The organism is Streptomyces griseorubiginosus (genome assembly GCF_017614965.1).
Classification (GTDB): domain Bacteria; phylum Actinomycetota; class Actinomycetes; order Streptomycetales; family Streptomycetaceae; genus Streptomyces; species Streptomyces griseorubiginosus_B.
Map to the genome: position 1 here is coordinate 1 of NZ_WVUG01000118.1, position 25,568 is coordinate 25,568.

Annotated in this window: 26 protein-coding genes; 13 read left to right on the forward strand and 13 right to left on the reverse strand. The window is 70.8% G+C overall.

The window, feature by feature from the left end:
- Window positions 1-64: 64 nt before the first annotated feature.
- From GRC12_RS22175 to GRC12_RS22195, 5 genes are all read right to left on the reverse strand, one after another.
- Window positions 65-1,006, reverse strand: a complete 942-nt coding sequence (locus GRC12_RS22175; RefSeq protein WP_208781126.1) for an SCO1860 family LAETG-anchored protein — start codon at window positions 1,004-1,006, stop codon at window positions 65-67.
- 220 nt (window positions 1,007-1,226) lie between these two features.
- Entirely contained in the window at window positions 1,227-2,318 is a 1,092-nt protein-coding gene (locus GRC12_RS22180; protein ID WP_208781127.1) for an amidohydrolase family protein, read from the reverse strand.
- Between the two features lie 55 nt (window positions 2,319-2,373).
- Window positions 2,374-3,183 carry an amino acid ABC transporter ATP-binding protein gene (locus tag GRC12_RS22185; protein ID WP_208781128.1) on the reverse strand — a complete coding sequence of 270 codons (810 nt, stop codon included), beginning with the start codon at window positions 3,181-3,183 and terminating at the stop codon, window positions 2,374-2,376.
- Window positions 3,180-4,013: an amino acid ABC transporter permease gene (locus GRC12_RS22190; RefSeq protein ID WP_208781129.1), complete on the reverse strand. Its 834-nt coding sequence runs from the start codon at window positions 4,011-4,013 to the stop codon at window positions 3,180-3,182. Before GRC12_RS22190 ends, GRC12_RS22185 begins: the two co-directional genes overlap by 4 nt.
- The gene (locus GRC12_RS22195) at window positions 4,010-4,873 is read right to left on the reverse strand and encodes a transporter substrate-binding domain-containing protein (RefSeq protein ID WP_208781130.1); all 864 of its coding nucleotides are present in this window, start codon (window positions 4,871-4,873) and stop codon (window positions 4,010-4,012) included. Before GRC12_RS22195 ends, GRC12_RS22190 begins: the two co-directional genes overlap by 4 nt.
- A gap of 105 nt (window positions 4,874-4,978) precedes the next feature.
- Between GRC12_RS22195 and GRC12_RS22200 the strand changes: the two genes are divergently transcribed.
- The 6 genes from GRC12_RS22200 (at window position 4,979) to thpD (ending at window position 10,222) form a co-directional block, all read left to right on the forward strand.
- Window positions 4,979-6,079 carry a pyridoxal-phosphate-dependent aminotransferase family protein gene (locus tag GRC12_RS22200; RefSeq protein ID WP_208781131.1) on the forward strand — a complete coding sequence of 367 codons (1,101 nt, stop codon included), beginning with the start codon at window positions 4,979-4,981 and terminating at the stop codon, window positions 6,077-6,079.
- A 44-nt stretch (window positions 6,080-6,123) separates the two neighbouring features.
- A complete protein-coding gene (locus GRC12_RS22205) occupies window positions 6,124-6,657 on the forward strand; it encodes a DinB family protein (RefSeq protein ID WP_208781132.1) in 534 nt (177 codons plus the stop codon).
- Between the two features lie 318 nt (window positions 6,658-6,975).
- Complete coding sequence (ectA, locus tag GRC12_RS22210; RefSeq protein WP_208781133.1) at window positions 6,976-7,503, forward strand: diaminobutyrate acetyltransferase; 528 nt, start codon at window positions 6,976-6,978, stop codon at window positions 7,501-7,503.
- A 69-nt stretch (window positions 7,504-7,572) separates the two neighbouring features.
- Entirely contained in the window at window positions 7,573-8,844 is a 1,272-nt protein-coding gene (gene ectB / locus GRC12_RS22215) for a diaminobutyrate--2-oxoglutarate transaminase (RefSeq protein WP_208781134.1), read from the forward strand.
- A 78-nt stretch (window positions 8,845-8,922) separates the two neighbouring features.
- The gene (locus tag GRC12_RS22220) at window positions 8,923-9,327 is read left to right on the forward strand and encodes an ectoine synthase (RefSeq protein ID WP_208781135.1); all 405 of its coding nucleotides are present in this window, start codon (window positions 8,923-8,925) and stop codon (window positions 9,325-9,327) included.
- Between the two features lie 7 nt (window positions 9,328-9,334).
- Window positions 9,335-10,222, forward strand: coding sequence for an ectoine hydroxylase (thpD, locus tag GRC12_RS22225; RefSeq protein WP_208781136.1), 888 nt, complete (start codon window positions 9,335-9,337; stop codon window positions 10,220-10,222).
- 81 nt (window positions 10,223-10,303) lie between these two features.
- Here thpD and GRC12_RS22230 read toward each other — a convergent pair whose 3' ends face one another.
- The 5 genes from GRC12_RS22230 to GRC12_RS22250 all read right to left on the reverse strand — a co-directional run bounded on the left by GRC12_RS22230 (window position 10,304) and on the right by GRC12_RS22250 (window position 14,914).
- The gene (locus GRC12_RS22230) at window positions 10,304-11,398 is read right to left on the reverse strand and encodes a maleylpyruvate isomerase family mycothiol-dependent enzyme (RefSeq protein WP_208781137.1); all 1,095 of its coding nucleotides are present in this window, start codon (window positions 11,396-11,398) and stop codon (window positions 10,304-10,306) included.
- Between the two features lie 86 nt (window positions 11,399-11,484).
- On the reverse strand, window positions 11,485-12,534 hold the full coding sequence (locus tag GRC12_RS22235) for an aminotransferase class V-fold PLP-dependent enzyme (RefSeq protein ID WP_208781138.1): 1,050 nt from the start codon (window positions 12,532-12,534) through the stop codon (window positions 11,485-11,487).
- Between the two features lie 95 nt (window positions 12,535-12,629).
- Window positions 12,630-13,346, reverse strand: coding sequence for a DsbA family oxidoreductase (locus GRC12_RS22240; protein WP_208781139.1), 717 nt, complete (start codon window positions 13,344-13,346; stop codon window positions 12,630-12,632).
- 72 nt (window positions 13,347-13,418) lie between these two features.
- Window positions 13,419-13,922: a GNAT family N-acetyltransferase gene (locus tag GRC12_RS22245; RefSeq protein WP_208781140.1), complete on the reverse strand. Its 504-nt coding sequence runs from the start codon at window positions 13,920-13,922 to the stop codon at window positions 13,419-13,421.
- Window positions 13,919-14,914, reverse strand: a complete 996-nt coding sequence (locus GRC12_RS22250) for a GlxA family transcriptional regulator (protein WP_208781141.1) — start codon at window positions 14,912-14,914, stop codon at window positions 13,919-13,921. The genes GRC12_RS22245 and GRC12_RS22250 overlap by 4 nt, the downstream gene beginning before the upstream one ends.
- A gap of 70 nt (window positions 14,915-14,984) precedes the next feature.
- On the opposite strand from GRC12_RS22250, the gene GRC12_RS22255 reads away from it, so the two are divergent.
- On the forward strand, window positions 14,985-16,373 hold the full coding sequence (locus GRC12_RS22255; RefSeq protein WP_208781142.1) for an MFS transporter: 1,389 nt from the start codon (window positions 14,985-14,987) through the stop codon (window positions 16,371-16,373).
- Here GRC12_RS22255 and GRC12_RS22260 read toward each other — a convergent pair.
- Both GRC12_RS22260 and GRC12_RS22265 read right to left on the reverse strand, forming a co-directional pair.
- Entirely contained in the window at window positions 16,333-16,941 is a 609-nt protein-coding gene (locus GRC12_RS22260; RefSeq protein WP_133048193.1) for a DUF1349 domain-containing protein, read from the reverse strand. The two genes, GRC12_RS22255 and GRC12_RS22260, sit on opposite strands and share 41 nt — an antisense overlap.
- Before the next feature lie 26 nt (window positions 16,942-16,967).
- Window positions 16,968-18,497 carry an aldehyde dehydrogenase (NADP(+)) gene (locus GRC12_RS22265; protein WP_208781143.1) on the reverse strand — a complete coding sequence of 510 codons (1,530 nt, stop codon included), beginning with the start codon at window positions 18,495-18,497 and terminating at the stop codon, window positions 16,968-16,970.
- Between the two features lie 130 nt (window positions 18,498-18,627).
- Between GRC12_RS22265 and GRC12_RS22270 the strand changes: the two genes are divergently transcribed.
- The 3 genes from GRC12_RS22270 to GRC12_RS22280 all read left to right on the forward strand — a co-directional run bounded on the left by GRC12_RS22270 (window position 18,628) and on the right by GRC12_RS22280 (window position 21,416).
- Entirely contained in the window at window positions 18,628-19,401 is a 774-nt protein-coding gene (locus tag GRC12_RS22270; protein WP_208781144.1) for an IclR family transcriptional regulator, read from the forward strand.
- 18 nt (window positions 19,402-19,419) lie between these two features.
- Complete coding sequence (locus GRC12_RS22275) at window positions 19,420-19,890, forward strand: GNAT family N-acetyltransferase (RefSeq protein WP_208781145.1); 471 nt, start codon at window positions 19,420-19,422, stop codon at window positions 19,888-19,890.
- A gap of 77 nt (window positions 19,891-19,967) precedes the next feature.
- Complete coding sequence (locus GRC12_RS22280; RefSeq protein WP_208781149.1) at window positions 19,968-21,416, forward strand: peptidoglycan D,D-transpeptidase FtsI family protein; 1,449 nt, start codon at window positions 19,968-19,970, stop codon at window positions 21,414-21,416.
- A 54-nt stretch (window positions 21,417-21,470) separates the two neighbouring features.
- Here GRC12_RS22280 and GRC12_RS22285 read toward each other — a convergent pair whose 3' ends face one another.
- Entirely contained in the window at window positions 21,471-22,922 is a 1,452-nt protein-coding gene (locus GRC12_RS22285; protein WP_208781146.1) for an NCS2 family permease, read from the reverse strand.
- A gap of 229 nt (window positions 22,923-23,151) precedes the next feature.
- On the opposite strand from GRC12_RS22285, the gene GRC12_RS22290 reads away from it, so the two are divergent.
- From GRC12_RS22290 to GRC12_RS22300, 3 genes are all read left to right on the forward strand, one after another.
- Window positions 23,152-23,718 carry a SigE family RNA polymerase sigma factor gene (locus GRC12_RS22290; RefSeq protein ID WP_208781147.1) on the forward strand — a complete coding sequence of 189 codons (567 nt, stop codon included), beginning with the start codon at window positions 23,152-23,154 and terminating at the stop codon, window positions 23,716-23,718.
- A complete protein-coding gene (locus tag GRC12_RS22295) occupies window positions 23,715-24,566 on the forward strand; it encodes a hypothetical protein (protein WP_208781148.1) in 852 nt (283 codons plus the stop codon). Before GRC12_RS22290 ends, GRC12_RS22295 begins: the two co-directional genes overlap by 4 nt.
- 109 nt (window positions 24,567-24,675) lie before the next feature.
- Window positions 24,676-25,568, forward strand: an 893-nt coding sequence (locus GRC12_RS22300; protein WP_280117507.1) for a rhamnogalacturonan lyase B N-terminal domain-containing protein, incomplete at its 3' end; no start/stop codon positions are given.

Sequence of the window (25,568 nt, forward strand, 5' to 3'; positions counted from 1 at the left end):
ACCCCGATCGGCCCTCCGGGCCTCGTCCTCGAGAGTCGGACGGGCTGGTGTGCTGCGAGGTTGATCAGCTCCGGCCCCGCCTGGTCCACGCCACCGCTCCCCCGCCCGCCAGCACCAGGGCGATCGCGCCGCCCGCGAGGTACGGGGTCAGGGAGCTGCCGCCCGTCTCGGCCAGGTCCGCCTTCTTGGCGGGGGCGCCCTGGGGCTCGACCGCCTCCTTGGCGGGGGTGCCCTGCGGCTCGACGTCTCCGGCGGGCTCCGTGCTCGGATCCGCCGCCGCTGGGGCCGCCGGGGTCTCGCAGGTGGCCTTGGCGAGGGTGAGGGTGCCCTTGACGTCGGCGACGTTGAGCTTCAACGGGTTGACGGAAACCTGCAGTACGAGGGCGGTGGCGGCGGCCGTGCGGGACGCCGTCTCCCGCCTCGACAGATCCAGGCGGACCTCGCCGACGCCGGGGACCTTGACGTCGGTCGGGCCGCCGGCCGTCACGGTGACCTTCCTGCCGAGCACGGTCACCGCGCCGGGCAGCTTCGTCTCGGCGACCGGCGCCCGGCCCGCCGCGCAGGTCGCCCTGGAGGTGACCTGCTCGATCTCCACGAGGGACAGCAGGGGCAGGCCCGGCACATGCACCTTGGCGTCGGCGAGGTTGGTGTAGGCCTCGGCCCCGCTGCCGGTGACCGTGGCCCTCGCGGTCGCCGTCCGCGCGTCCAGCACACTGAACGGCCTTCCGCCGTCCACCCCGTCCAACTTCGCGCTCAGCGCCGTCCGTTCGGCACTGCGCGGCGCCTCGACCTGGTTGAGGGCGAGGGCGAGCGGGACGTTCACGGTCTTGTCGGCCAGGGACACGTCGAGCCCGGTGCGCAGCACGACGGCGCTCGCCCGGCCCTGGTCACCGGTCGCGTGCGCGGTGCCCGCGCCGGCCAGGGCCGCGGGACCGGCGGCCAGGGCGGTGGCCGTGGCGACGGTGGCCAGACGGCGTGCGGGCATGCGGAAGTTCTTGCCGTTCAAGGTGGGGACCCCTCGGAGGATACGTGCTCGGGACCCGCCAAGAATTACGCACGACGAGTGAACTGGCGGCGTTCCGGCGCCAGTTCACCCCATCGTGGGTTCTGCGTGAACGTTTTCGAATTCTCCGGCACTGACGTTCCACTTTTTCACCGCCACACCGCCTTGTGTCCGGGCCCGGAGGGTGGCGCAGGGGCGCGTGAGACGGCGCGCGGCGCGTCAATTAGCCGACGATCCGCCCGTTCAGCACGATCCGGCGCGGGGCCGCGAGCACGCGTACGTCGGAGCGCGGATCGTGCTCGTAGACGACGAGGTCCGCCGGTGCCCCCTCCTCCAGGCCCGGCCGGCCGAGCCACCGCCGTGCGCCCCACGTCGTCGCCGACAGTGCCTCGACGGCCGGGATGCCTGCCGTGACCAGCTCGGCGACCTCGCCCGCGACCAGGCCGTGCGCGAGGTGTCCCCCGGCGTCGGTGCCGACGAAGACCGGGACGCCGGCGTCGTGGGCGCCGCGCACCGTGTCGTAGCGGCGTTCGTACAGGCTCCGCATATGGGCCGCCCACCGCGGGAACCTCGCCTCGCCACCGGCCGCGAGCTGCGGGAAGGTCGCGATGTTGACGAGGGTCGGGACGATGGCGACCCCGCGCTCGGCGAAGAGCGGGATCAGGTCGTCGGTCAGGCCGGTGGCGTGCTCGACGCAGTCGATGCCGGCCTCGACCAGGTCCTTCAGGGAGTTCTCGGCGAAGCAGTGCGCGGTGACCCGGGCGCCGAGCCGGTGGGCCTCGGCGATGGCCGCCTCCACCGCCCCGCGTGGCCAGCTGGGGGCGAGGTCGCCGAGGTCGCGGTCGATCCAGTCGCCGACCAGCTTGACCCAGCCGTCGCCTCGCCGCGCCTCCCGGCCGACGTACTCGACGAGGTCCTCGGGCTCGATCTCGTGGGCGTAGCCGCGCATGTACCGGCGGGTGCGGGCGATGTGCCGGCCGGCCCTGATGATCTCCGGCAGGTCCTCGCGGTCGTCGACCCAGCGGGTGTCCGAGGGCGAGCCGGCGTCGCGGATCAGCAGGGTGCCCGCGTCCCGGTCGGTCAGCGCCTGCTTCTCGGCGACGTCCTGCTCGACCGGGCCGTGCGGGCCGAGGCCGACGTGGCAGTGGGCGTCGACGAGGCCGGGCAGGGCCCAGCCGTCGACGGTCCGCACGTCGCGGACGCCGGCCGGACGGTCGTAGGAGACACGACCGCCGACCACCCACAGTTCGTCGCGGACGTCCTCGGGCCCCACGAGGACCCGCCCCTTCACGTGCAGTACCGCCTGATCGCTCATGGGGCTCAGCCTAGGACGACCGCCCGTTGCCGGTGCGGACGGCCCGGGTGGATCGTCAGCCGGTCCCGCCGACCTGGTCCGAGGTCTCCTCCTCCACCTGGGCCATGGCGGGGTCGAGCAGCCGGGAGAGGAAGTGACGGGTGCGGTCGTGGGTGGGGGCGCCGATGACCTGGTCGGGGGTGCCGTCCTCGACGATCAACCCGCCGTCCATGAAGACCACCCGGTCGGCGACCTCCCTCGCGAAGGTCATCTCATGGGTGACCACCATCATGGTCATGCCCTCCTGCGCGAGCATCCGCATGACCGCGAGGACGTCCCCGACCAGCTCCGGGTCCAGGGCCGAGGTGGGCTCGTCGAAGAGCATCACCTCGGGGCCCATCGACAGCGAGCGGGCGATGGCGACGCGCTGCTGCTGGCCGCCGGAGAGGGAGGCGGGGTAGGCGTCCGCCTTCTCCGACAGGCCCACCCGCTCCAGGTTCTCGGCGGCCACCTTCGCCGCCGTCGCCTTGTCCCGGCGCAGCACCCGCCGCTGCGGCAGCGTGAGGTTCTCGGTGACCGTGAGGTGCGGGAAGAGGTTGAACTGCTGGAAGACCATGCCGATACGGCGGCGTACGGCGTCGATGTCGACGTCGGGATCGGTGAGTTCGGTACCGCCGACGAAGACCTGGCCCTTGGTCGGCTCCTCCAGGAGGTTCACGCACCGCAGAAGCGTCGACTTGCCGGAGCCGGAGGGGCCGATGACGCACACGACCTCGCCCTGGCGGATCTCCAGGTCGATGCCGCGCAGGACCTCGTTGTCGCCGAACGACTTGTGCAGGCCCCGGACCTCGATCTCCGGGCCCGCCGAAGGCTGCTGCTCGCTCATTTGACGGCCTCCTGGGCCTTGGCCTCCATCCGGCGCACGACGAAGCCGAGCGGGATGGTCACCAGCAGGTAGCACAGGCCGGCGACCAGGATCGGCGTGGAGTTGGCGGTCGTACTGGCCAGGTCCCGGCCGTACTTGGACAGTTCGCGCTCCTCCAGGGTCACGCCGAGGAAGAGGACCAGCGAGGAGTCCTTGAAGAGCAGGACGAGTTCGTTGGTCAGCGGCGGCAGGATGATGCGGAACGCCTGCGGGATGATGATGGAGATCATCGCGCGGGCCGGGGAGAAGCCCAGGGAACGGGCCGCCTCCATCTGCCCCTTGGGCACCGCCTGGATGCCGGCGCGGATCGTCTCGGCCATGTACGCGGCGGCGACCAGGCCGAGGGCGAGGGCGACCTTCCCGTACGTGCCGCCGACGATCTCCGTGCCCGGGAAGGCGAGCGGGACCGCGACGCCGATGAAGATGAAGATCAGCAGGGCGGGCAGTCCGCGGAAGATCTCGATGTAGATGCCGGCGACCCAGCGGTAGGGGCCGACGGACGACAGCCGCATCAGCGCGATGACCATGCCGAGGGCGAGCCCGACCACGAAGCCGGACAGCGTGTAGAGCACGGTGTTCTTCAGCGCCAGCGTGATGACGTCGGGGAACATCTGCTTGGCGATGCTGCCCTGGGCGAACTGGTTCTTCAGCCGGCCCCAGTCCGCCGAGACCGCGAAGGCGATCACGGCGGCGACGAACACGACGTACTGCGCGCCGCGCGACAAACTGCGCTTCTGACGCCGGGTCAGGCCCTTCTTCTTCGGCTGGAGTCGTACGTCCGTGGCGGTCATGAGGCCGACGGGGACGCCGCGGACTGGTCGTAGGGGCCGATCCACTTCTCGTACAGCTTCTTGTACGTGCCGTCGGCCTTCGCGTCCTTGATCGCCTTGTTGATGGCGGCCAGGAGCTTGGTGTTGCCCTTCTTGACCGTGAAGCCGTACTGCTCACCGGTGTTGATGTTGTCGGCGAGCTTGAAGGCGTCCGCGTTGGCCTTGGTCTTCAACCAGCCCTGGACGACCGGGTAGTCGATGATGACGGCCTTGACCTGGCCGGTGCGCAGGCCGTTGAGGACGGCGTCGGAGGACTCGAAGGAAACGGGGTCGAAGCCCTGCTTCTTGGCGTAGTCCTCACCCGTGGTCTGCGCCTGCGCGCCGAGCTTGGCCTTCTTGGCCTTGGCGTCGGCGAGGGAGGTGATGCCGCTGCTCTTGGCGACGAGGAGGGCCTGGGTGGCGTCGAAGTACGGGTCGGAGAAGTCGACGTTCTTCTTGCGCTCGGCGGTGATGGTCATGCCGGCCGCGGCCAGGTCGCACTCGCCGGAGTTGAGGAAGGCGCCGGTCTTGAAGTTCTCGAAGGGCGTGTCGAGGATCTTCTGCTTCACGCCGAGGTCCTTGGCGACGAGGTCGATCATCGACACGTCGAAGCCCTGCACGGTGCCGTTGATCTCGGACTGGAAGGGCGGGTACGGCAGATGGGTGCAGGTGGTGAGCTGTCCGGCCTTCACCAGCTCGACGCCGCCGGCGGCGGTCTTGCTTCCGCTGCCGCCACTGCCGCTGGAGGTGCAGGCGGCCACGAGCACCAGCGAGGCGGTGACGGTGGTGGCGGCCAGGGCGCGGGACAGCGCGTGGCTTGTGCGGCCGGGGACGGTGTACACGGGAACCTCCGGTGGGGCGGGAGTGCGAAGTCACCGGCAGGGGTGGACGTGGGGTGCCGGTTACTCTCGACACCTGTACCCCATGACCGAGGAGAAGGCACCGCCGTGACACACCCGTTCCTTGACCTGGCCCCGCTGAGCGCGGCCCGCTTCGCCGAGATCGAGGATCGGGTCGCCCGTTTGCTGGACACCCGGCAGGACGTCGTGATCATGCAGGGTGAGGCGCTGCTGCCGCTGGAGGGGGCGATCCGGGGTGTGGCGGGTCCCGGGACGACCGCGCTGAACGTGATCACCGGGCCGTACGGGCAGACCTTCGGGAACTGGCTGCGGGACTGCGGTGCGACGGTGGTCGATCTGGCGGTGCCCTTCCACACGGCGGTGACCGCCGACCAGGTCCGGGACGCCTTCGCCGAGCACCCGGAGATCGACTTCGTGTCCCTGGTGCACGCGGAGGCGGCGACCGGCAACACCAATCCGGTCGCGGAGATCGGTGAGGTGGTACGGGAGCGGGGGGCGCTGTTCTACCTGGACGCGGTGGCGTCGGTCGGGGCCGAGCCGGTCCTCCCCGACCCGTGGGGTGTGGACCTGTGCGTCATCGGGGCGCAGAAGGCGATGGGCGGGCCGGCCGGGGTGTCGGCGGTGTCGGTGAGCGAGCGGGCGTGGGCGCGGATGGCGGCGAACCCGGGGGCGCCGCGGCGGTCGTACCTCTCCCTCCTGGACTGGAAGGAGCGCTGGACCGACGGCGGCCGCACCGCGCTGCCGCACGCTCCGGCGCAGCTGGAGATGCTGGCACTGGAGGCGTGTGTCGAGCGGATCGAGGCGGTCGGGCTGGAGACGGTGATGGCCCGGCACGCGTCGGCCGCCGCCGCGACACGGGCGGGGGCGCTCGCGCTGGGCGGCGGGCTGGAGCCGTACGTGTACGAGGCGCGCGAGGCGGCCCCGGTGGCGACGACGCTGCGGGTGCCGGCGGGGGTGGTGGCGTCGGAGGTGGTGACCCGGGCCCTGACCACGGACCCCACCCTCCCGCTGGCCGCGGGCGGCGGCGCCCTGGCCAACGAGATGATCCGGCTCAACCACTACGGCCCGAACGCGACACCGGAGACGGTAAGCACCGCCCTGACGGCACTGGGCACGGCACTGGAGGAGAAGGACCTCACCGTCGACACGGAGGGCGCACGACGGGCGGTCGAGGCCAACTGGGGCTGAAAAGTGAGCCGTTGGCGCCGGGGGCCTCGTGGCATGCTCCCGGCATGACCACCGACGCCCCGCAGACACTTCCCGACGGTCGGCCCATCCCCCTCTTCACCGCTGACGAGCGGGCCATGCTGGAAAGCTGGCTCGACTTCCATCGGGCCACGCTGGAGCTGAAGTGCCGGGGGCTGGACGACACACAGGTGCGGACCACTGCGGCGGGGTCGTCTTCGCTGACGCTGCTCGGGTTGGTGCAGCACCTCGCCGAGGTGGAGCGGAACTGGTTCCAGCGGGTCGTTGCCGGGCTGGACGTGCCGCCCGTGTACGGGGAGGGGAACGAGACCGGATACGGACTCGCCCCGGAACGCGGGCTCGACGAAGCGTTGGGGGTGTGGCGGCGGGAGATCGCGCGAGGGCGGGAGCTGTGTGCCGGGCGGTCGATCGAGGAAGTCGGGCGGATCGCCGACGGTCCCATGGCTGGGGTCGACGTCAGTCTGCGGTGGGTGTTCGTTCATCTGGTCGAGGAGTACGCGCGGCACAACGGGCACGCGGATATTCTTCGGGAGTGTATCGACGGGGTGACCGGGGTCTGAATTCGGCGTGATTAGTGGCATTCTTTTTGTGGTACTTTTCCGGGCAGCTTCCCGTATTCTTCTGCCCGCTTTTCATCTCTCTAAACGCAAAGATTTCGCGAACGCCGGCGGGGTTAATTCGGGCAGATCTCGTGAGGGTTACACGGTTGTGACGCGTTACACATGCTGGTTGTTTTGTCCCGTATGTGCCGTGCAAATCGGGTGATTCGGCGTCGGGCCCACCCATGAACTCGCGCCCGCGCGATAACATACCGAGCGTCTGCGCGTAACCCCGTCCGGCCATGCATTTTTCATTTCCGCTCGGTAAGTTCATTTCGCATGACTGCCGCACAAGCAGACCGAGCAGAACCCCGAGCAGAACTGAAAATCGACCGTCCGACGGTGGCGGACGGTGCCGCGCTGTGGCGAATCGCGCGGGACTCGAAGACGCTCGACCTGAACTCGTCGTACAGCTATCTGCTGTGGTGCCGCGACTTCGCCGCCACCTCCGCCGTGGCCCGCGACGGCCGCGGCGAACCGGTCGGCTTCGTCACCGGCTACGTACGGCCGGACCGCCCCCGCACCCTGCTGGTGTGGCAGGTGGCGGTCGACAGGGCGTACCGGGGCCGCGGACTCGCCGCCCAGTTGCTGGACGGGCTCGTCGCGCGGAGTTCGGCCACCCCCCGGATCACCCACGTCGAGACCACCATCACCCCCGGCAACACCGCCTCACAGCGGCTGTTCACCTCGTTCGCCGAGCGGCACGGCGCCGGGGTCGAGCGCGATGTGCTGTTCGCCACCGAGGCGTTCCCGGACGGACCGCACGACCCCGAGGTCCTGTACCGCATCGGTCCCCTCTCCCTCTGACCGCCCCCCTCCCCAGCCGCCCACGGACGACCCCACACACTCCCCCCACGCAACGAGGAGCGATTCGTCGTGACCATCACCCAGCCCGACCTCAGCGTCTTCGAGACCCTCGAGTCCGAGGTGCGCAGCTACTGCCGCGGCTGGCCCACCGTCTTCGACCGCGCGCAGGGCAGCCGCATGTACGACGAGGACGGCCACGAGTACCTGGACTTCTTCGCCGGCGCCGGCTCACTCAACTACGGCCACAACAACCCGGTGCTGAAACGGGCGTTGATCGACTACCTGGAGCGGGACGGCGTCACGCACGGGCTCGACATGTCGACGACCGCCAAGCGGACCTTCCTGCAGACCTTCCAGGACCTGGTGCTGCGGCCGCGCGACCTGCCCTACAAGGTCATGTTCCCGGGGCCGACGGGCACCAACGCCGTGGAGTCCGCGCTGAAGCTGGCGCGGAAGGTGAAGGGGCGCGAGGCGATCGTGTCGTTCACCAACGCCTTCCACGGGATGTCGCTCGGGTCGCTGGCCGTCACCGGCAACGCCTTCAAGCGGGCCGGTGCGGGCATCCCGCTGGTGCACGGCACGCCCATGCCCTTCGACAACTACTTCGACGGCAAGGTCCCGGACTTCCTGTGGTTCGAGAGGCTGCTGGAGGACCAGGGCTCCGGGCTCAACAAGCCCGCCGCCGTGATCGTGGAGACCGTGCAGGGCGAGGGCGGCATCAACGTGGCACGGCCGGAGTGGCTGCGCGCCCTGGCCGACCTGTGCGAGCGGCAGGACATGCTGCTGATCGTCGACGACATCCAGATGGGGTGCGGGCGCACCGGTGCCTTCTTCTCCTTCGAGGAGGCGGGCATCACCCCGGACATCGTCACGGTCTCCAAGTCCATCAGCGGCTACGGACTGCCCATGTCGCTCTGCCTGTTCAAGCCCGAGCTGGACATCTGGGAGCCGGGCGAGCACAACGGCACCTTCCGCGGCAACAACCCCGCCTTCGTCACGGCCACGGCGGCCCTGGAGTCGTACTGGGCGGACGGGTCCGCGATGGAGAAGCAGACCCGGACGCGCGGCGAACAGGTCGAGCGGGCGCTCGCCGCGATCAGCGACGAGAACCGCGCAGACGTCAAGGAGTACCGGGGCCGCGGGCTGGTGTGGGGCATGGAGTTCCACGACAAGGAGCGCGCAGGCCGGGTCGCCCGGCGCGCCTTCGAACTCGGCCTGCTCATCGAGACGTCGGGCCCGGAGAGCGAGGTCGTCAAACTCCTCCCGGCGCTCACCGTCACCGCCGACGAGCTCGACGAGGGCCTCAGCGTCCTCGCCCGCGCCGTACGCGAAACCCACTGAGCACCCACTGAGAACCCGCTGAGAAACCCACTGAGAACCCACTCAGAACCCACTCGGACAAAGGAGAAGTGCAGCACTGTGATCGTCCGTTCGTTCAAGGAGATCGAGGGCACCGACCGGCATGTGAAATCCGCGTCCGGCACCTGGGAGAGCAAGCGCATCGTCCTGGCCAAGGAGAGGGTCGGATTCTCGGTGCACGAGACGATCCTGTACGCGGGTACCGAGACGCACATGTGGTACGCCAACCACATCGAGGCCGTCGTCTGCACCCGGGGCGACGCCGAACTGACCGACCGCGAGACCGGGCGGACGTACCACATCACGCCCGGCACCATGTACCTCCTCAACGGCCATGAGCGGCACACGCTCAAGGTCAAGGAGGACTTCCACTGCATCTGCGTGTTCAACCCGCCCGTGACCGGCCGGGAGGACCACGACGAGAACGGCGTCTACCCCCTGCTCACCGAGCCCGAGGAGGTGTGAGAACCCCATGACCACCGTCACCGATCTCTACCCCAGCCGCGGCCCCGCCGAAGTGTCGATCCCGCGTCAGGACCCCGTCGTCTGGGGGTCCCCCGACACCCCGGGCCCGATCCCCGAGGTCGACCTGCAGTCCTTCGAGCGGGACGGCTTCCTGGCCATCGACGAGCTGATCGGACCGGACGAAGTCGCCGTCTACCAGCGTGAGTTGGCGCGGCTGACCACCGACCCGGAGATCCGCGCGGACGAGCGCTCGATCATCGAGCCGAAGTCCCAGGAGATCCGCTCGGTCTTCGAAGTGCACCGGATCAGCGAGGTGTTCGCCAACCTGGTGCGCGACGAGCGGGTCGTCGGCCGGGCCCGGCAGATCCTCGGCTCGGACGTGTACGTCCACCAGTCGCGGATCAACGTCAAGCCCGGTTTCGGGGCCAGCGGCTTCTACTGGCACTCGGACTTCGAGACCTGGCACGCCGAGGACGGCCTGCCCAACATGCGCACGGTGTCCGTCTCGATCGCGCTGACCGAGAACTACGACACCAACGGCGGGCTGATGATCATGCCCGGCTCGCACCGGACGTTCCTGGGCTGCGCCGGCGCCACGCCCAAGGACAACTACAAGAAGTCGCTGCAGATGCAGGACGCGGGCACGCCCTCGGACGAGGCGCTGACCAAGATGGCGAGCGAGTACGGCATCAAGCTCTTCACGGGCAAGGCCGGTTCGGCGACCTGGTTCGACTGCAACTGCATGCACGGCTCCGGCGACAACATCACGCCGTTCCCGCGCAGCAACGTGTTCATCGTGTTCAACAGCGTGGAGAACGCGGCCGTCGAGCCGTTCGCGGCGCCGGTACGGCGACCGGAGTTCATCGGGGCACGGGACTTCACCCCGGTGCGCTGACGCGTCGTTGGACGCGACGAGTCGGCCCGGCCCCCGGGAGGGGTCCGGGCCGGTCCGTGTGACAGCCCGACACCGCGCCCGCTACAGCCAGGACAGCGACGCGGCCCGCTCCAGCACGTTCCGTACGGCCGCCTCGTCGCCCGTGGTGCCGCGCGGGACCTCCTCCGGTGCGTACCGGCCACCCACCAGGAGGCAGAAGTCGACCGGGTCCAGGGTGAGTTCGGCTGCCACGGGCTCGTCCTCGGAGCCCAGCACCCACTGCTCGCCGCCGGTCACCGCGAACAGCACCGGGGGCGCGGTGGGTCCGAGGGCGAGGCCGAGGATGCGGACGGCCAGCCGCACCAGTTGCCCCAGGTGGTCGGCGGGCGGGGGCGGCACGGCCAGGCCCAGGGCGCGTCCGATGTCGTCGGTGTGGATCCACGTCTCGAAGGCCCGCACCAGGAAGTGCTCGGCGACGGGCAGCCGGACGCCCATCAACGTCGTTGCCCGCGCCGCCAGTTCGGGGTCGTGGGCCTCCGGTGCGGCGAGCAGCGCGGCGGCCTGCGCGGACCAGTCGGCGACCGTCTCGGCGGGTGTACGGCCGTGCTCGTGCGCGATGACCTCGGCGGTACGGCGGTTCCAGGCGCCCACCCAGTCCGCCTCGCCCCCGGCCTCGACGTCGCCCTCGCCCTCGTCCTCGTCCTCGTCCTCGACGGGCGTGCCCGGGACGCGCGGCCCGATGCCCAGGCGCCCGGCGAGGGGCTCGTCGGCGGCGAGGAGATGGGCGAGGGTCGCGTGCACGTCCCAGTCGTGCACGACCGGCGTCGGCCAGCGGCCCTCCGCCTCGGGCAGCAGCGCCTTCAGCCCGGCGACCGCGGCGGCGTAGGGGACGGCGTGCCCCGCCACCCGGGGCAGTGCGGGGCGGGCGCGCAGGGCCGCGGACAGCACACCGGAGAGGTCCTGCGCGGACTCGGCGTACAGGTCGGCGGTGGGCGCGGCGTCCGGCTGCCCGTCCGCGCCGTTGCCCGCGGGCCCGTCCAGGAGCCGTACCGTCTCCCGCAGCCGTTCCGCCTCGGCCGCGCAGCTCGCGCACCCGGCCAGGTGGTCGGCGACCGTCTGGCGCTCCTCGGGCGCGAGGGTGCCGAAGGCCCAGGCCGCGAGCAGGTCGCGGACCCCCTCGTGGTCGTCCTCGGTCACCCTGCGCCTCCTTACTCCGGCAAGCAGTCTGCCGCCATCATGCGCCCCGTGCGAGCGCCGGGTCCGGCGGGTCGGCCAAAGAGTCGTCAGCCGGACAGGGCGTCCAGCAGACGGTCCACGTCGGCGGGGGTGTTGTAGAGGTGGAAGGCGGCGCGCAGATGTCCGGCGCGGTCGGAGACCTCGACTCCGGCGGCGCTCAACTCCGGCTGTCGGTGGCCGAGTCCGGGCACGGAGACGATGGGTGAGCCCGGTGCGCGGACGGGTTCGTGGCCGAGGGCGGCGAGGCCGGTGCGGAAGCGGTCGGCGAGGGCGAGGTCGTGGGCGCGGATGGTGTCCACGCCGAGTTCCTCGAGGAGTTCGAGGGAGCGGCGGGCGCCCGCGTAGGAGAAGAGGGCGGGGCTCTCGTCGAACCGCCGCGCGGAGTGGGCGAGTTCGTCGATGGGGCCGTAGCACGCGTCCCAGGGGCGCTCGCCCGCCACCCAGCCGGCGAACAGCGGGGTGAGTCCGCCGAGGTCCTCCGGGACGACCAGGAAGGCCACACCGCGCGGGCACACGAGCCACTTGAAGGCGACGCAGGCGCAGTAGTCGTAGGTGTCGGCGTCGAGGTCCAGCCAGCCGACGGCCTGGGAGGCGTCGACGTAGGTGCGTGCGCCGTGCTCGCGTGCCGCCCGCCGGATCGCGGGCAGGTCGGCGATCCGGCCGTCGGCGGACTGGGCCGCGCTCACGGCCACCAGGGCGGTGCCGGGGCGGACGGACTCGGCGACGCGCTCCAGCGGCACGGCGCGGACCTTGAGGTCGGGGCGGACGTGGAAGGGGTTCACCACGGAGCTGAAGTCGCCCTCCGCGGTGAGGACTTCGGCGCCCTCGGGGAGGGAGGCGGCGATCAGTCCGCTGTAGACGGCGACCGAGGCGCCGGCCGCGACGCGGTGCGGCGGTACGCCGGCGAGCCGCGCGAAGCAGGCGCGGCTCGCCTCCACGTCCCCGAACATGTCGGTCGGCTCGCCCGCGGCCGAGGCCGCCACGGCGGTGCGCAGGGCGGCGACGGTGCGGGCGGGTACCAGGCCGGTGCTCGCGGTGTTCAGATAGGTGTTCTTCGGGGCGAACTCGGTTCGGACGAGGCTCTCGAAGGTCTCCATGGGTCCACTGTGGGCCCGGGAGAGGTCCCGGTCCATTGACGAATTGTGCGTGGGTTCGCGAAGGAACCCTTATGGATGGGCGCTGACCTGGTGTTTCAGTGCTGCGGTACCGCGCAGCCGTCGGGGCCGCAGGCGTCCGCGTCGCCCTGGTCGATCAGCTGGAGCGGTGAGCGCTCGCCCCAGGCCTGCGTCAGCGCCTGGGCGAAGACCTCGGCGGGCTGGGCGCCGGAGACGCCGTACTTGCGGTCGAGGACGAAGAAGGGGACGCCGTTCGCGCCGAGCTGGGCGGCCTCGCGTTCGTCGGCGCGGACGGCGTCGGCGTAGGCGGTGGGGTCGGCGAGGACCTTGCGGGCGTCGTCGGCGTCCAGGCCGGCCTCGACGGCCAGCTCGACGAGCCGCTCGTCGCCCTCGGTGAACAGGGAGCGCTCCTCGGCGAAGTTCGCCTTGTAGAGGATCTGGATCAGCTCGTCCTGCCTGCCCTGTTCCTTGGCGAAGTGGAGCAGGCGGTGCATGTCGAAGGTGTTGCCGTGGTCGCGGCCGCGGGTGCGGTACGCCAGGCCCTCGGCGGCGGCCTGGGCGCCGAGGTTGTCCTCGCCGGCCTCGGCCTGTGCCTCGCTCATGCCGTACTTCTTCGAGAGCATGGAGACCACGGTCTGCACGTCGCCCTTGGCGCGGCCCGGGTCCAGCTCGAAGGACCGGTGCACCACCTCGACCTGGTCACGGTGCGGGAAGGCCTCGAGCGCCTTCTCGAAACGGGCCTTGCCGACATAGCACCAGGGGCACGCTATGTCCGACCAGATCTCGACCTTCATGTTCTCTCCAGCAGCTACGGATACGTACGGAGGCCCCCTCCGCCTGATCGCTGAACATTCAAGCAGCGGGGATCATTCCCCGGTCACCGCGTACCGCAGGAACAGATGGTGATCGCCTTCGGCCGGCGGGCCCTCGGGGTCGGGCACCCAGCCCCGGCGGGCGTAGAAGGCCTGGGCGCGATGGTTGTCGACGTGCACGTCGAGGACGGCCGTACGTCTGCCGTCGGCGCGCCACTGTGCGACGCAGGCGTCGTGCAGGGCCGTGCCGATGCCGCGGCGCCAGGTGTCGGGGTCGACGTGGAACTGGTACAGCTTGACCGTTTCCGCCGGGGCGTCCCGCGGAGTACTGAAGGACGCGACAGCGACGACGCGGCCCTTCTCGACGAGGCACAGCACCTGCCCGTCCGGCCGCTCGATCGCACCTCGCCAGGCGGCGAGCCAGTCCGTGCCGTCCTCGGGGACCCCATCCGGGTAGTAAGTCGCCCGGGCCCGCGCGTGCAGCGACGTGATCGCCTCGGCCTCGGCGGGCAGCGCCGTGCGGATCATCCGGCCACCCACGACTCGGTTACTGATCATGCGGCGGAGGACGTGTTCCCGGCCGCCGTGGTTCCCACGCGGCTGAACTGCGCCCGGTACGCCGTCGGGGTCAGGCCTGTGCGGCGGGTTAGGTGGGTGCGGAGGGAGTCGGCGGTGCCGAGGCCGCAGGAGCGGGCCACGGTGTCCATGGGGAGGGTGGTGGTCTCCAGGAGTTCCTTGGCCCGTTCGATGCGCTGGTGGAGGAGCCACTGGAGGGGGCTCACGCCGCTCTCCGCGTGGAAGCGCCGGGTGAGGGTGCGGACGCTGACGCCGGCGTGGCGGGCCAGGTCGGTGAGGGTGAGGGGCTTGTCGAGGTTCCGCATGGCCCAGCCCCGGGTGTCGGCGCAGGCCGTGCCGCGTTCCGGCGGCAGCGGGGTCTGCGTGAACTGGGTCTGGCCGCCGGGCCGTACGGGGGCGACCAGGGCACGCCGGGCCACCTCGTTGGCGACGGCGGCGCCGTAGTCGGTGCGGATGACGTGCAGGCACAGGTCGATGCCGGCCGCGTACCCGGACGCCGTGACGTACGGCCCGTCCTGGACGTACAGCACGTCCGGCTGCAGGTCGACCTGTGGGTACCGCCTGCGCAGCTCCTCGGCGTGCGCCCAGTACGTCGTGGCCCTGCGGCCGTGCAGCAGCCCCGCCGCGGCGAGCTGGAAGGCGCCGGTGCACAGGGACGCGATCCGCTTGCCGGCGTCGGCCGCCTCACGGACGGCGGCGACGATCCGCGCGTCCGGCTCGTAGGGCGCGCCGGTGCCGGCGACGACCACGGTGTCCGCCTCACGCACCGCCTCCAGCCCGTGGGGCACGAACAGGTCGAGCCCTCCGCCGGTCGGGACGGGCCCCGGCTCGGCGGCGCAGATGACGACGTCGTATCCCGGCCGCCCGGCCACCTCGACCTTGCCGAAGAGCATCTCCGGGATGGCCAGGTTGAACATCGAGACGGGCGAGGGGGCGATCACGGCGATGCGGTGCGGGGCGAGCCGCTCGGTCATGGCCAGAACCTCCGGACACCTGGCATTCGGGCCACTACTGTACGACGGCACGCCCCCGCAGCATGGACGCATGTCGACCGACCAGACCCTCAGCGGTGAGCAAATCACCCGTATCGAAGGCGAGTTGGCGCCCAAGAGGCCCTCCCCCGCCCTCACCCTCACCGCCGCGCTCCTCGGCTTCGCGCTGATCACCCTCGACGCGTCCGTGGTGAACGTGGCCCTGCCCGCGATCGGTTCGGACTTCGGCGGCGGGATGTCCGGACTGCAGTGGGTCGTTGACGCGTACACCCTCGCCTTCGCCGCCCTGATGCTCTCCACCGGCGCCTTCGCGGACCGGGCCGGCGCGAGCCGCGCGTACGCGCTCGGCACCGCGGTGTTCACCGTGGCCTCGGTGGCCTGCGGACTGGCACCCGGCCTGCCGACGCTGATCGGGGCGCGGGTGGTGCAGGGCGCGGCGGCCGCGGTCGTCCTGCCGGCGTCGCTGGCGCTGGTGCGGCAGGCGTACGCGGACCCGGCGCGGCGGACCCGGGCGGTCGCGGCCTGGGGAGCCGGCGGTTCGGCGGCGCTGGCCCTCGGCCCCCTGGCGGGCGGTGCGCTGATCACGGCCTGGGACTGGCGGGGGATCTTCTTCGTCAACCTGCCGGTCGGCGCGGCGATTCTGCTGCTGCTCCTGAAGGCCCCGCGCTCACCGCGCCGTCCGGCCCCGCTGGACCTGCCCGGACAGGCGACCGCGGTGGTGGGGCTCACCGCCCTGACGTTCGCCGTGATCGAGGGCGGGCCGGCCGGGTGGGCGGCGCTGGGGGTGGCCGTCGCCGCCGCCGTCGCGTTCCCGCGGATCGAGGCCCGCACGGCGCATCCGGTCGTGCCGCTCGGTCTGTTCCGCAACCGGACCGTGGCCGTGACCGTGGCGGCGGGGGCCGCGGTGAGTGTGGCCTTCTACAGCATGGTGTTCGTCTTCTCGCTCTTCTTCCAGCAGGTGCAGCACCGTTCCCCGCTGTACGCCGGGCTGATGTTCCTGCCGATGACGGGCCTGATCGGGGTGACCAACCTCCTGTCGGGCAAGCTGGCGGGACGGTACGGCCCCCGGCTGCCGATGCTGGTCGGCCAGGGGCTGGCGACGGCGGGCTCGCTGCTTCTGCTGTACGTCGACGAGGGCACCCCCGCGTCCCTGGTGGCCCTGCTCCTCGTACCACTGGCGCTGGGCTGCGCGCTGACGGTTCCGCCGCTGACCGCCGCCATGATGGACGCCGTGCCCGCCGAACGGGCGGGGCTGGCGGCCGGGGTGCTCAACTCGGCGCGTCAGGTGGCGGGCGGCCTCGGGATCGCGGTGTTCGGGGCGCTGGTGGCGGGCGACTTCACGGGCGGGATGCGGCTGAGCCTGGTGATCGGCGCGTGCCTGCTCCTGCTGACCTTCGGACTCAGCTTCCGTCTCGCAGGTCGCGCGGCCAGTTCGGCCTGAACTCGAGGTGGTCGTAGGTCACCACGCACCCCTCCCCCATCGGCGACTGGGTCATGAAGCCGACCAGGGCCGCGTCCGTCTCCTTCTCGCCGCCCAGGGTGAACAGTCGGACGAAGGTCCAGCGCTTCCCGTCGCGGGAGGCGTGGAAGGCGAAGGCGCGTCCGGTGCGGCTCACCCGGAGCCACACCGAACTGCCCTCGACGGTGAAGGAGTTGGCGTCGTCGGAGTGACCCCGGGTGACCACCGTGCAGACGGTGGGCACGTCCGGGGAGTACTCCAGGCACAGCTTGGCCCAGGCCCGCTCGCCGACATGGACGTAGAGCACTCCCGCGTCGAACGCCCCGGCGAAGCCGACGGTGACCCGGGCTATCAGCTGGAAGTCCCCCTCCGGCCAGCCCAGCAGCCGGGGCGCGTCGGAGGCCGGCTCCAGCGCCTCCCCGGTGGGCGGGACGAACCGGTCCTGCCGGGGCCCGGCCCATCCGGTGAGCACTCCGTCCTCGTAGGACCAGTTGCCCTCGGGGCCGTATGTGCGCAGGGCGAAGGGGAGTTCGGGAAGTTCGACGTCCATCCGGCGATTGTGTCAGGTGGGGCCGTTCACCTTTCGAGGCGGCCGTCGTAGCGGCGCGGGAGACCGAGCGGGTTGTCGTCCCGCAGCTCGGGCGGCAGCAGTGCCTCGGGCGCGCCCTGGTACACGACCGGCCGCATCCAGCGCTCGATCGCCGTACCGCCGACGGACGTGGACGTCGAGGTGGTCGCCGGGTACGGGCCGCCGTGGTGCTGGGCCGGGGCGACGGCGACGCCCGTCGGCCAGCCGTTGACCAGCACGCGCCCGGCGAGCGGCGTCAGCTCGGCCAGCAGCTCCGCGCCGCGGCCCTCCCCGGCCGCCTCCTCGCTCGAGAGGTGGACCGTCGCCGTGAGGTTGCCGGGCAGCCGGGACAGCACGGACCGTACCTCGTCCTCGTCCTCGTAGCGGGCCACGACCGTCACCGGGCCGAAGCACTCCTCCAGGAGCAGGTCGTAGGCCCCCTCCTCGGCCAGCTTGTCCGCAGACACCGTCAGGAAGCCCGCGCTCACCGTGTGCTCGCCGCCCGCGCCCGGGGTCACCGGCGACTCGACCTCGGGCAGCTCCGCCCGCTCGGCGACACCGGCGATGAAGTTGTCCCGCATCCGGTGGTCGAGCAGCACGCCCGCGTCGGTGTCGCTGACCGCGTCCGTGAGCGACTTCAGCAGCCGGTCCCCGGCCGCGCCGTTCGGCGCCAGCACCAGGCCGGGCTTCACACAGAACTGGCCGACCCCGAGCGTCATGGAGCCGGCGAGTCCGCTGCCGATCGCCTCGGCCCGCTCGGCGGCCGCCGCCTCGGTGACGACGACCGGGTTGAGGGAGCCGAGTTCACCGTGGAAGGGGATTGGGGTGGGACGGGCCGCCGCCGCGTCGAAGAGGGCACGGCCGCCCCGTACGGAACCGGTGAAGCCGGCCGCGGCGACCAGCGGGTGCTTGACCAGTTCGACGCCCGCCTCGAAGCCGTGGACCAGGCCGACGACGCCCTCGGGGATGCCGTGCGCGGCGGCGGCCCGGCGCAGCACCTTGGCGACCAGCTCGGACAGGGCCGGGTGGTCGGGGTGCGCCTTGACGACGACCGGGCAGCCGGCGGCCAGCGCGCTCGCGGTGTCGCCGCCGGCGACGGAGAAGGCGAAGGGGAAGTTGGAGGCCGAGTAGACGGCGACGACGCCCAGGGGCACCTTGTAGCGGCGCAGGTCCGGGATGGGCGGGGTCGCGGTGTCGTCGGGGTGGTTGATGATCACGTCGAGGAAGGCGCCCTCGTCGACGATGTCCGCGAAGGCCCGCAGCTGGAAGCAGGTGCGGGCGAGTTCGCCGGTGAGCCGGACCGGGCCGAGCGCGGTCTCCGCGTCGGCGGTCTCCACGAGCCCGTCCTTGGCCGCCTCGAGCTGCTCCGCGGCGGTGCGCAGGAACGCCGAGCGGACGGCGCGGTCGGCGAGGGAGGCGCGTGCCGCGTGGGCGGCGCGGACGGTGGCGTCGACCTCCTGTGCTGTGGCCTCCACCGCAACCTGTTCACGCTGCTTCCCGGTTCGGGGGTCGACACTCCAGACTGGTGCTGCTGCCACCGCGGGTCCCTCCAGGTGTATCCGGGTCATTCACCAGGGTCGTTCGATATACTGAACGCCGTCTCTGATGATGAATATGCTGTTGGAGACTATATCTTCGGTTTCTCGTCCAACGAAGGGGTCAAGGGCGATGTCGGCAGCCGAGACAAACGGCGGGGCGCAGGTCAAGTCCGCGGTGCGGACCGTGGAACTGCTCGAATACTTCGCCGGTCGCCCCGGCATGCACTCCCTCGCGTCGGTCCAGGAGGCCGTCGGGTATCCCAAGTCCAGCCTCTACATGCTGCTGCGCACGCTGGTGGAGCTGGGCTGGGTGGAGACGGACGCGACGGGCACGCGGTACGGCATCGGGGTGCGGGCGCTGCTGGTCGGCACGTCGTACATCGACGGCGACGAGGTGGTCGCGGCGGCCCGGCCCACGCTGGACCGGCTCTCGGACGACACCACGGAGACCATCCACCTGGCGCGGCTGGACGGAACCAACGTCGTCTACCTGGCCACCCGCCAGTCGCAGCACTACCTGCGCCCCTTCACCCGCGTCGGCCGCCGCCTGCCGGCGCACTCGACCTCCCTCGGCAAGGCGCTGCTGAGCACCTACACCGACGAGCAGGTCCGCAAGATGCTCCCGGAGACGCTGCCGGCGCTCACCGAGAACACCATCACCGACCGGGAGAAGCTCATCGAGGAGCTGCACCAGGTACGGGAGCAGGGCATCGCCGTCGACCGCGAGGAGAACACGCTGGGGCTGCGCTGCTTCGGCGTGGCGATCCCCTACCGCACCCCGGCACGCGACGCGATCAGCTGCTCGGTACCGGTGGCCCGGCTCACCCCCGCCCACGAACAGATGGTCAAGGACGCCCTGTTCGACGCACGCGACCGACTCACCCTGGCGACCAGGAGGCTCTGACTCCTAGGCTCGGGGCCCATGGATGTCGTACTGCGGAACGTGCACGACAGTGATCTGCCGGTCTTCTTCCGGCAGATGAACGATCCCGAGGCGCTGTGGATGGCCGCTTTCACGCCGAAGGATCCCGCCGACCGGGAGGCGTTCGACGCCCACTGGAAACGGGTGCGGGCCTCCGCGGACGTGCTGCGCACCATCCTGGTCGACGGTGACGTGGTGGGCAGCGCGGCGGTGTACGGGGAGCCGGGCGAGCGTGAGGTCACCTACTGGGTGGACCGGGCGTACTGGGGGCGCGGGGTGGCCACGGCGGCGCTGCGGGGGCTGCTGGCCGAGGTGCCGGAGCGGCCGCTGTACGCCCGCGCGGCGGCGGACAACACCGGGTCGCGGCGCGTGCTGGAGAAGTGCGGCTTCCGGCTGACGGCGACGGCGACGGGCTTCGCGAACGCGCGGGGCGAGGAGATCGACGAGGTCGTGATGACACTGCGCGGCTGACCGCGCTTCCTGAGCGTCCGATGAGAATCCGGGACGGAGGGAACGTCCACTCCGTGCCGTTCGTCTTCTTGATCGGGATGAACAAGACGATCAGGCGGACCTCCGTCTTCGTACTGCTCCTGGTGTTCGCTCTGCTGATCAGGGCGACCTGGGTGCAGTTCTACGACGGCAAGGCCCTCGCGGACGACAAGGACAACCGGCGCAACGCGATCGAGACGTACGCGGAGCCGCTCGGGAACATCATCGTGGCCGGCGACTCGATCACCGGCTCCGCGCGCACGACGGGCGGCGACCTCGCGTACAAGCGCACGTACAGATACGGGCCGCTGTACGCGGCGGTGACCGGCTACGCCTCGCAGGCCTACGCGCCGACCCAGCTGGAGGGCATCTACCAGGACCTCCTCAACGGCACGGACAGCCGGCTCAGGACCGTGATGGACACGATCACCGACCAGCGGGCCGCACCGGGCAACGTGGTCACGACGATCGACCCGGACGTGCAGAAGGCGGCGTACGACGCGCTCGGCGACAAGAAGGGCGGGGCCGTCGCGATCGACCCGTCCACCGGCAGGATCCTCGCGGTCGTCTCGACGCCGTCGTACGACCCGACGTCGCTCACGGACGCCAACACCGCCGGGACCGCCTGGAAGAAGCTGAACGCGGACCCGGACAAGCCGCTCACCAACCGCGCGCTGCGCCAGCCGCTGCCGCCGGGCTCGACGTTCAAGCTGGTCGTGGCGGCGGCCGCGCTGGAGGACGGCCTGTACTCGTCGGTGGACGTGAGCACGGACAGCCCGGATCCGTACACGCTGCCGGGCACCACACGCGACCTGTCCAACGAGAACCCGTCCGCGCCCTGTACGAACGCCTCGATCCGCACCGCGCTGGAGTACTCCTGCAACAACGTCTTCGCAAAGATGGCCTTCGACCTGGGCCAGGACAAGGTGCGGGCGATGGCGGAGAAGTTCGGCTTCAACGACACCAGGCAGGACGTACCGGTGCGGGCGTACACCAGCGTCTACCCGTCCGACATGGACAAGTCGTCCACGGCCCTGACGGGCATCGGCCAGTACGACGTCACCGCGACCCCGCTCCAGATGGCCATGGTGTCCGCCGCCATAGCCGACGGCGGCAAGCTGGTCTCGCCGCACATGGTCTCGCAGATCACCGACAGCGGCGGCGACGTCCTGAAGGACTACGACGACGACGCCGGCACGAAGCGGATCATCAGCTCCTCCACCGCTGACCAACTGCAGTCCGCCATGCAGACGGTGGTGGACAAGGGCACGGGTACGAACGCGCAGATACCGGGCGTGACGGTGGGCGGCAAGACCGGCACCGCCCAGCACGGCGAGAACAACAGCCAGACCCCGTACGCCTGGTTCACCTCCTACGCCAAGGCGGGCGGCAAGCAGGTCGCCGTGGCGGTGGTCGTCGAACAGTCCGACGCGGCCCGCTCGGAGGTGAGCGGCAACGGCCTGGCGGCCCCCGTGGCGAAGGCGATGATGAAAGCAGCCCTCAACTAGATGAAAGCAGCCCTCAACTAGAAGACACCAACCCGCACCGACCGCGCAGGGCCCTCACTTCACCCCGAGAACCTGCTCCACAGGATCGATCGCGAAGTACACCAGGAACAGCGCCGAGACCCCCCACAGCAACCAGTGCACGTCCTTCGCCTTCCCCAGCACCGCCTTGATCACCACATAGGCGATGAACCCCGCCCCGATGCCGTCCGTGATCGAGTAGGTGAACGGCATCGCGGCGATGGTCAGGAACGCCGGGATGGCGATCTCGTACCGGTCCCAGTCGATGTGCTTGACGTGGGTCATCATCAAGAAGCCCACGGCGATCAGCGCGGGCGCGGCCGCCTGGAGCGGCACGATCGTCAGCAGCGGCGTGAGGAAGAGCGCGAGCCCGAACAGCCCGCCCGTGATCAGGTTCGCGAACCCGGTCCGCGCCCCCTCACCCACACCCGCCGCCGACTCGATGTACGCGGTGTTGGAGGAGGCCGATCCGAGGCCGCCGGCGACGGCCGCCGCGCCGTCGATGAACAGCACGCGACCGATCCCCGGCACCTGCCCCTGCTCGTCCAGCAGTCCGGCCTCCGCGCTGATGCCCACGATCGTGCCCATGGCGTCGAAGAAGTCGGACAGGATCAGCGTGAACACCAGCAGGACGGCCGTGAGGATGCCCGCCTTCGCGAACCCGCCGAACAGGCTGAAGTGACCGATGAGCCCGAAGTCGGGCGTGGAGACGATCTTGTCGGGCACGTGCGGGGTGGTCAGACCCCAGCTCTTGATGTCGGCGGCCGCGTCGATGATGATCGCGACGATCGTCATGGTCACGATGCTGATCAGGATCGCACCCTTCACCTTGCGCGCGAGCAGCGCGATGGTGAGCAGCACGCCGAGGCAGAACACCAGCACCGGCCACCCCGTCAGCCGGCCGACCGCGCCCAACTGCACCGGCACGGTGGTCTGCGCCGCGTCCGGGATACGGCTGACGAACCCCGCGTCGACGAACCCGATGAACGCGATGAAGAGCCCGATGCCGACCCCGATGGCCTGTTTGAGCTGCTGCGGGATGGCGTCCATGATCGCCTTGCGGAGCCCGGTGACGACCAGCACGCAGATCAGGATGCCCTCGAGGACGACGAGGCCCATCGCGTCGGACCAGCTCATCAGCGGGGCCAACTGGAAGGCGACGACGGCGTTGAGGCCGAGGCCCGCGGCGATGGCGAGCGGAAGGTTGCCGCCGACGCCCATGATGATCGTCATCACACAGGCCACCAGCGCGGTGGCGGTGACGAGTTGGCCGGTGTCGAGCTGGTGGCCGAACTTGTCCTTCGCGCTGCCCAGGATGATGGGGTTCAGGACAAGGATGTAGGCCATCGTGAAGAACGTGGCGAAGCCGCCGCGTATCTCCCGGCCGAAGGTGGATCCCCGCTCGGAGATCCGGAAGAACCGGTCGACACCGTTCGCCGCCGGCGGCGCGGCACTTGGCCGGTCGGCCGCCTTCTTCGTGTCGGACATGGCGGGTACTCCTCGTGGACTGATTGATCGTGTGCGGATGCTGGCTGGATTGTTCCCGCGTTGAACCCCTTTCAGGTTCCTTTCGTGTTACGGAATCGATCGCCCCGTCACACCGTGTTCGAAGCCCCGTACGAACCAGGACAACGATCGCTGCTACGCTTCCGGATCTCGCCGGGCCCGCCCCGGAAGATCACATGTCATTCACATGGCACGCACAGGAAGGGTGCCCGTGGGCACTGTCGTCGACGACGCGGCCTCCATGGAGTTCCATGCCTTCTTCGAGCGGCACTACGCCGAACTGTCCCGGCTCGCCCATCTGTTGACCGGTGAGGCGGACGCCGCCGACGATCTGGCCGCGGACGCGCTGCTCACCCTGTGGCACCGCTGGGACCGTGTGCGCGCGGCCGATCACCCGGTCGCCTACGCCCGTGGCGTCGTCGCCAACCTGGCCCGCACCCGGGTCCGCAGTGCCGTGCGCGAGCGCCGGCGGGTCTCACTGTTCTGGTCGCAGCGTGAGGAGAAGACCGCGAATCCGGACATAGCGGGCGTGGTGGATGTGCAGGAGGCCCTGCGCAGGCTGCCGTTCCGCAAGCGGGCCTGTGTGGTGCTGCGGCACGCGTTCGATCTGTCGGAGAAGGACACCGCGCTCGCCCTGGGTGTTTCCGTCGGTACGGTTAAGTCCCAGACGTCCAAGGGGATGGCCGAGCTGCAGAAGATCCTCGGTTCCCAGGGCGCTCCACAGAAGGTGCACGTGGCGATGGCGCGCGGCGGCGAGACCGGAGGAACGGACCGATGAGGCAGCAGGACGTGCACGACGAGCTGCGCGCCCGGCTGCACGAGGCGGCCGAGGCGCACGAGCCGGACCGGGCCCGCATCCTGGCCCGTGTCGAGCGGGGCATGGCCCGACAGGACCGCCGCGACCACCGGGCGACACGTCCCCCGGTGTGGGGCTGGGCCCGGGTCGTGGGTGCCACGGCGGCGGTGGCCGGCATGCTCGCGGTCGGCGGGTACGCGGTGGCGTCGGCGGTGAAGGACGACCCGCCCACCCGGCAGCAGACGGTCGAGGCCTCGCCGACCCCCACGCCGTCACCGGACGCCACCAGCCGGGCGCCGCTGCCGCCGGTGAACCCGATCCCGAGCCGGGCGCCCGGGACGACGCACCGGCCGAGCGGCACCCCGTCCACCGCGCGGCCCTCGGCCCCCGCCTCCGTGCTGCCGTCCGCCGGCCGGGTGAGCGACGGCCCGCTGTGGTCGGACGGTTCGGTCGACCCGCACAGCAACGACTTCTGGGCGCAGAGCAACGTCACGCTCAAGACCCAGGAGCAGCTCACCGCCCTGACCGTCCAGTTGAAGGTCGCGCAGACCGGCGGAGTGAGCTCGACCGGGGCCTGGCGCTCGCTGCCGGAGCAGGACTTCACCTTCACGGTCGGCGAGAAGGACGGGTTCCTGGTATACACCTGGGTGCTCAAGGAGGGCCGTACGGTCCCCAAGGGCGAGTGGGTGTTCGCCGGGCAGTACAACCACCGGACCGGCGGCCGGGACGCCAGGGGCGACTCGTACACGATCAACGCGTCAGCGGACGGCGATCGGCGTGCCGTGGGCGGCGACTTCGCGGCGCACACCTCCGGTGAGGGCGACTCGTAAGAAAATCTGCGACGGGCGGCAACCCTTTTCCTCCGCTGCGGCAACCAGGAAGCGCAAGGCTCCCTCCACCCAGCTGAGTGAAATTTCAAGTACGACGGGATCCCGACCCTTGAGCGCGCACAAGAAGCACCTCACCCGCAGACGGGTGCTCGGGGCCTCCGCGATCGGCGTGGCCGCCACCGGCGCCGCCGTCGCGGGCGGCACCGGCCTCCTCACGACGGCGTCCGCCGCCGGCTTCGGCTACCACGACGACGGCAGGAACTACGTCGTCGACACCGGGGCCTCCCTGGTCTTCAAGGTCTCCAAGTCGACCGGGGACCTCACCTCACTCGTCTACCAGGGCAAGGAGTACGAGGGCTACGGCGGCAGGCACTCGCACGTCGAGTCCGGCCTCGGCGCCTCCACGGTCACCGTCCGGCAGTCCGGAGCGACCGTCCTGATCAAGGTCGTGCACGGACCGATCACCCAGTGGTACGCGGCCCGCAGCGGACAGAACAACGTCTATCTGTGGACGAACAAGGCGGACGCCTCCTTCACCGCGACCCGCTACATCGTCCGCGTCAAGCCCGGCGTGTTCCCCAACACCGGCTCGGACGCCTGGGACTCGACGAAGGACAAGGTCATCGAGGCCGGTGACGTCTGGCGGGCCCCGGACGGCACCACCCACTCCAAGCACTACTCGGGCAAGAGGACCATCGACTACGACTACGTCGGCTTCACGACGGGCTCGGTCGGTCTGTGGCTGGTGCGGTCCAACCACGAGAAGGCGTCGGGCGGCCCGTTCTACCGCTCCCTGCTGCGCCACTCCAACGAGGGCGGCGCCGGGCTCTACGAGATCCTGCACTACAACGAGGCCCAGACCGAGGCGGAACGCTTCGGCCTCCAGGGTCCGTACGTCATCGCCTTCACGGACGGCGGCGCGCCCTCCTCCTCCCTGTTCCACACCGACCTCGACACCTCCTGGGCCGACGGTCTCGGCATCACCGGCTGGGTGGGCAGGGC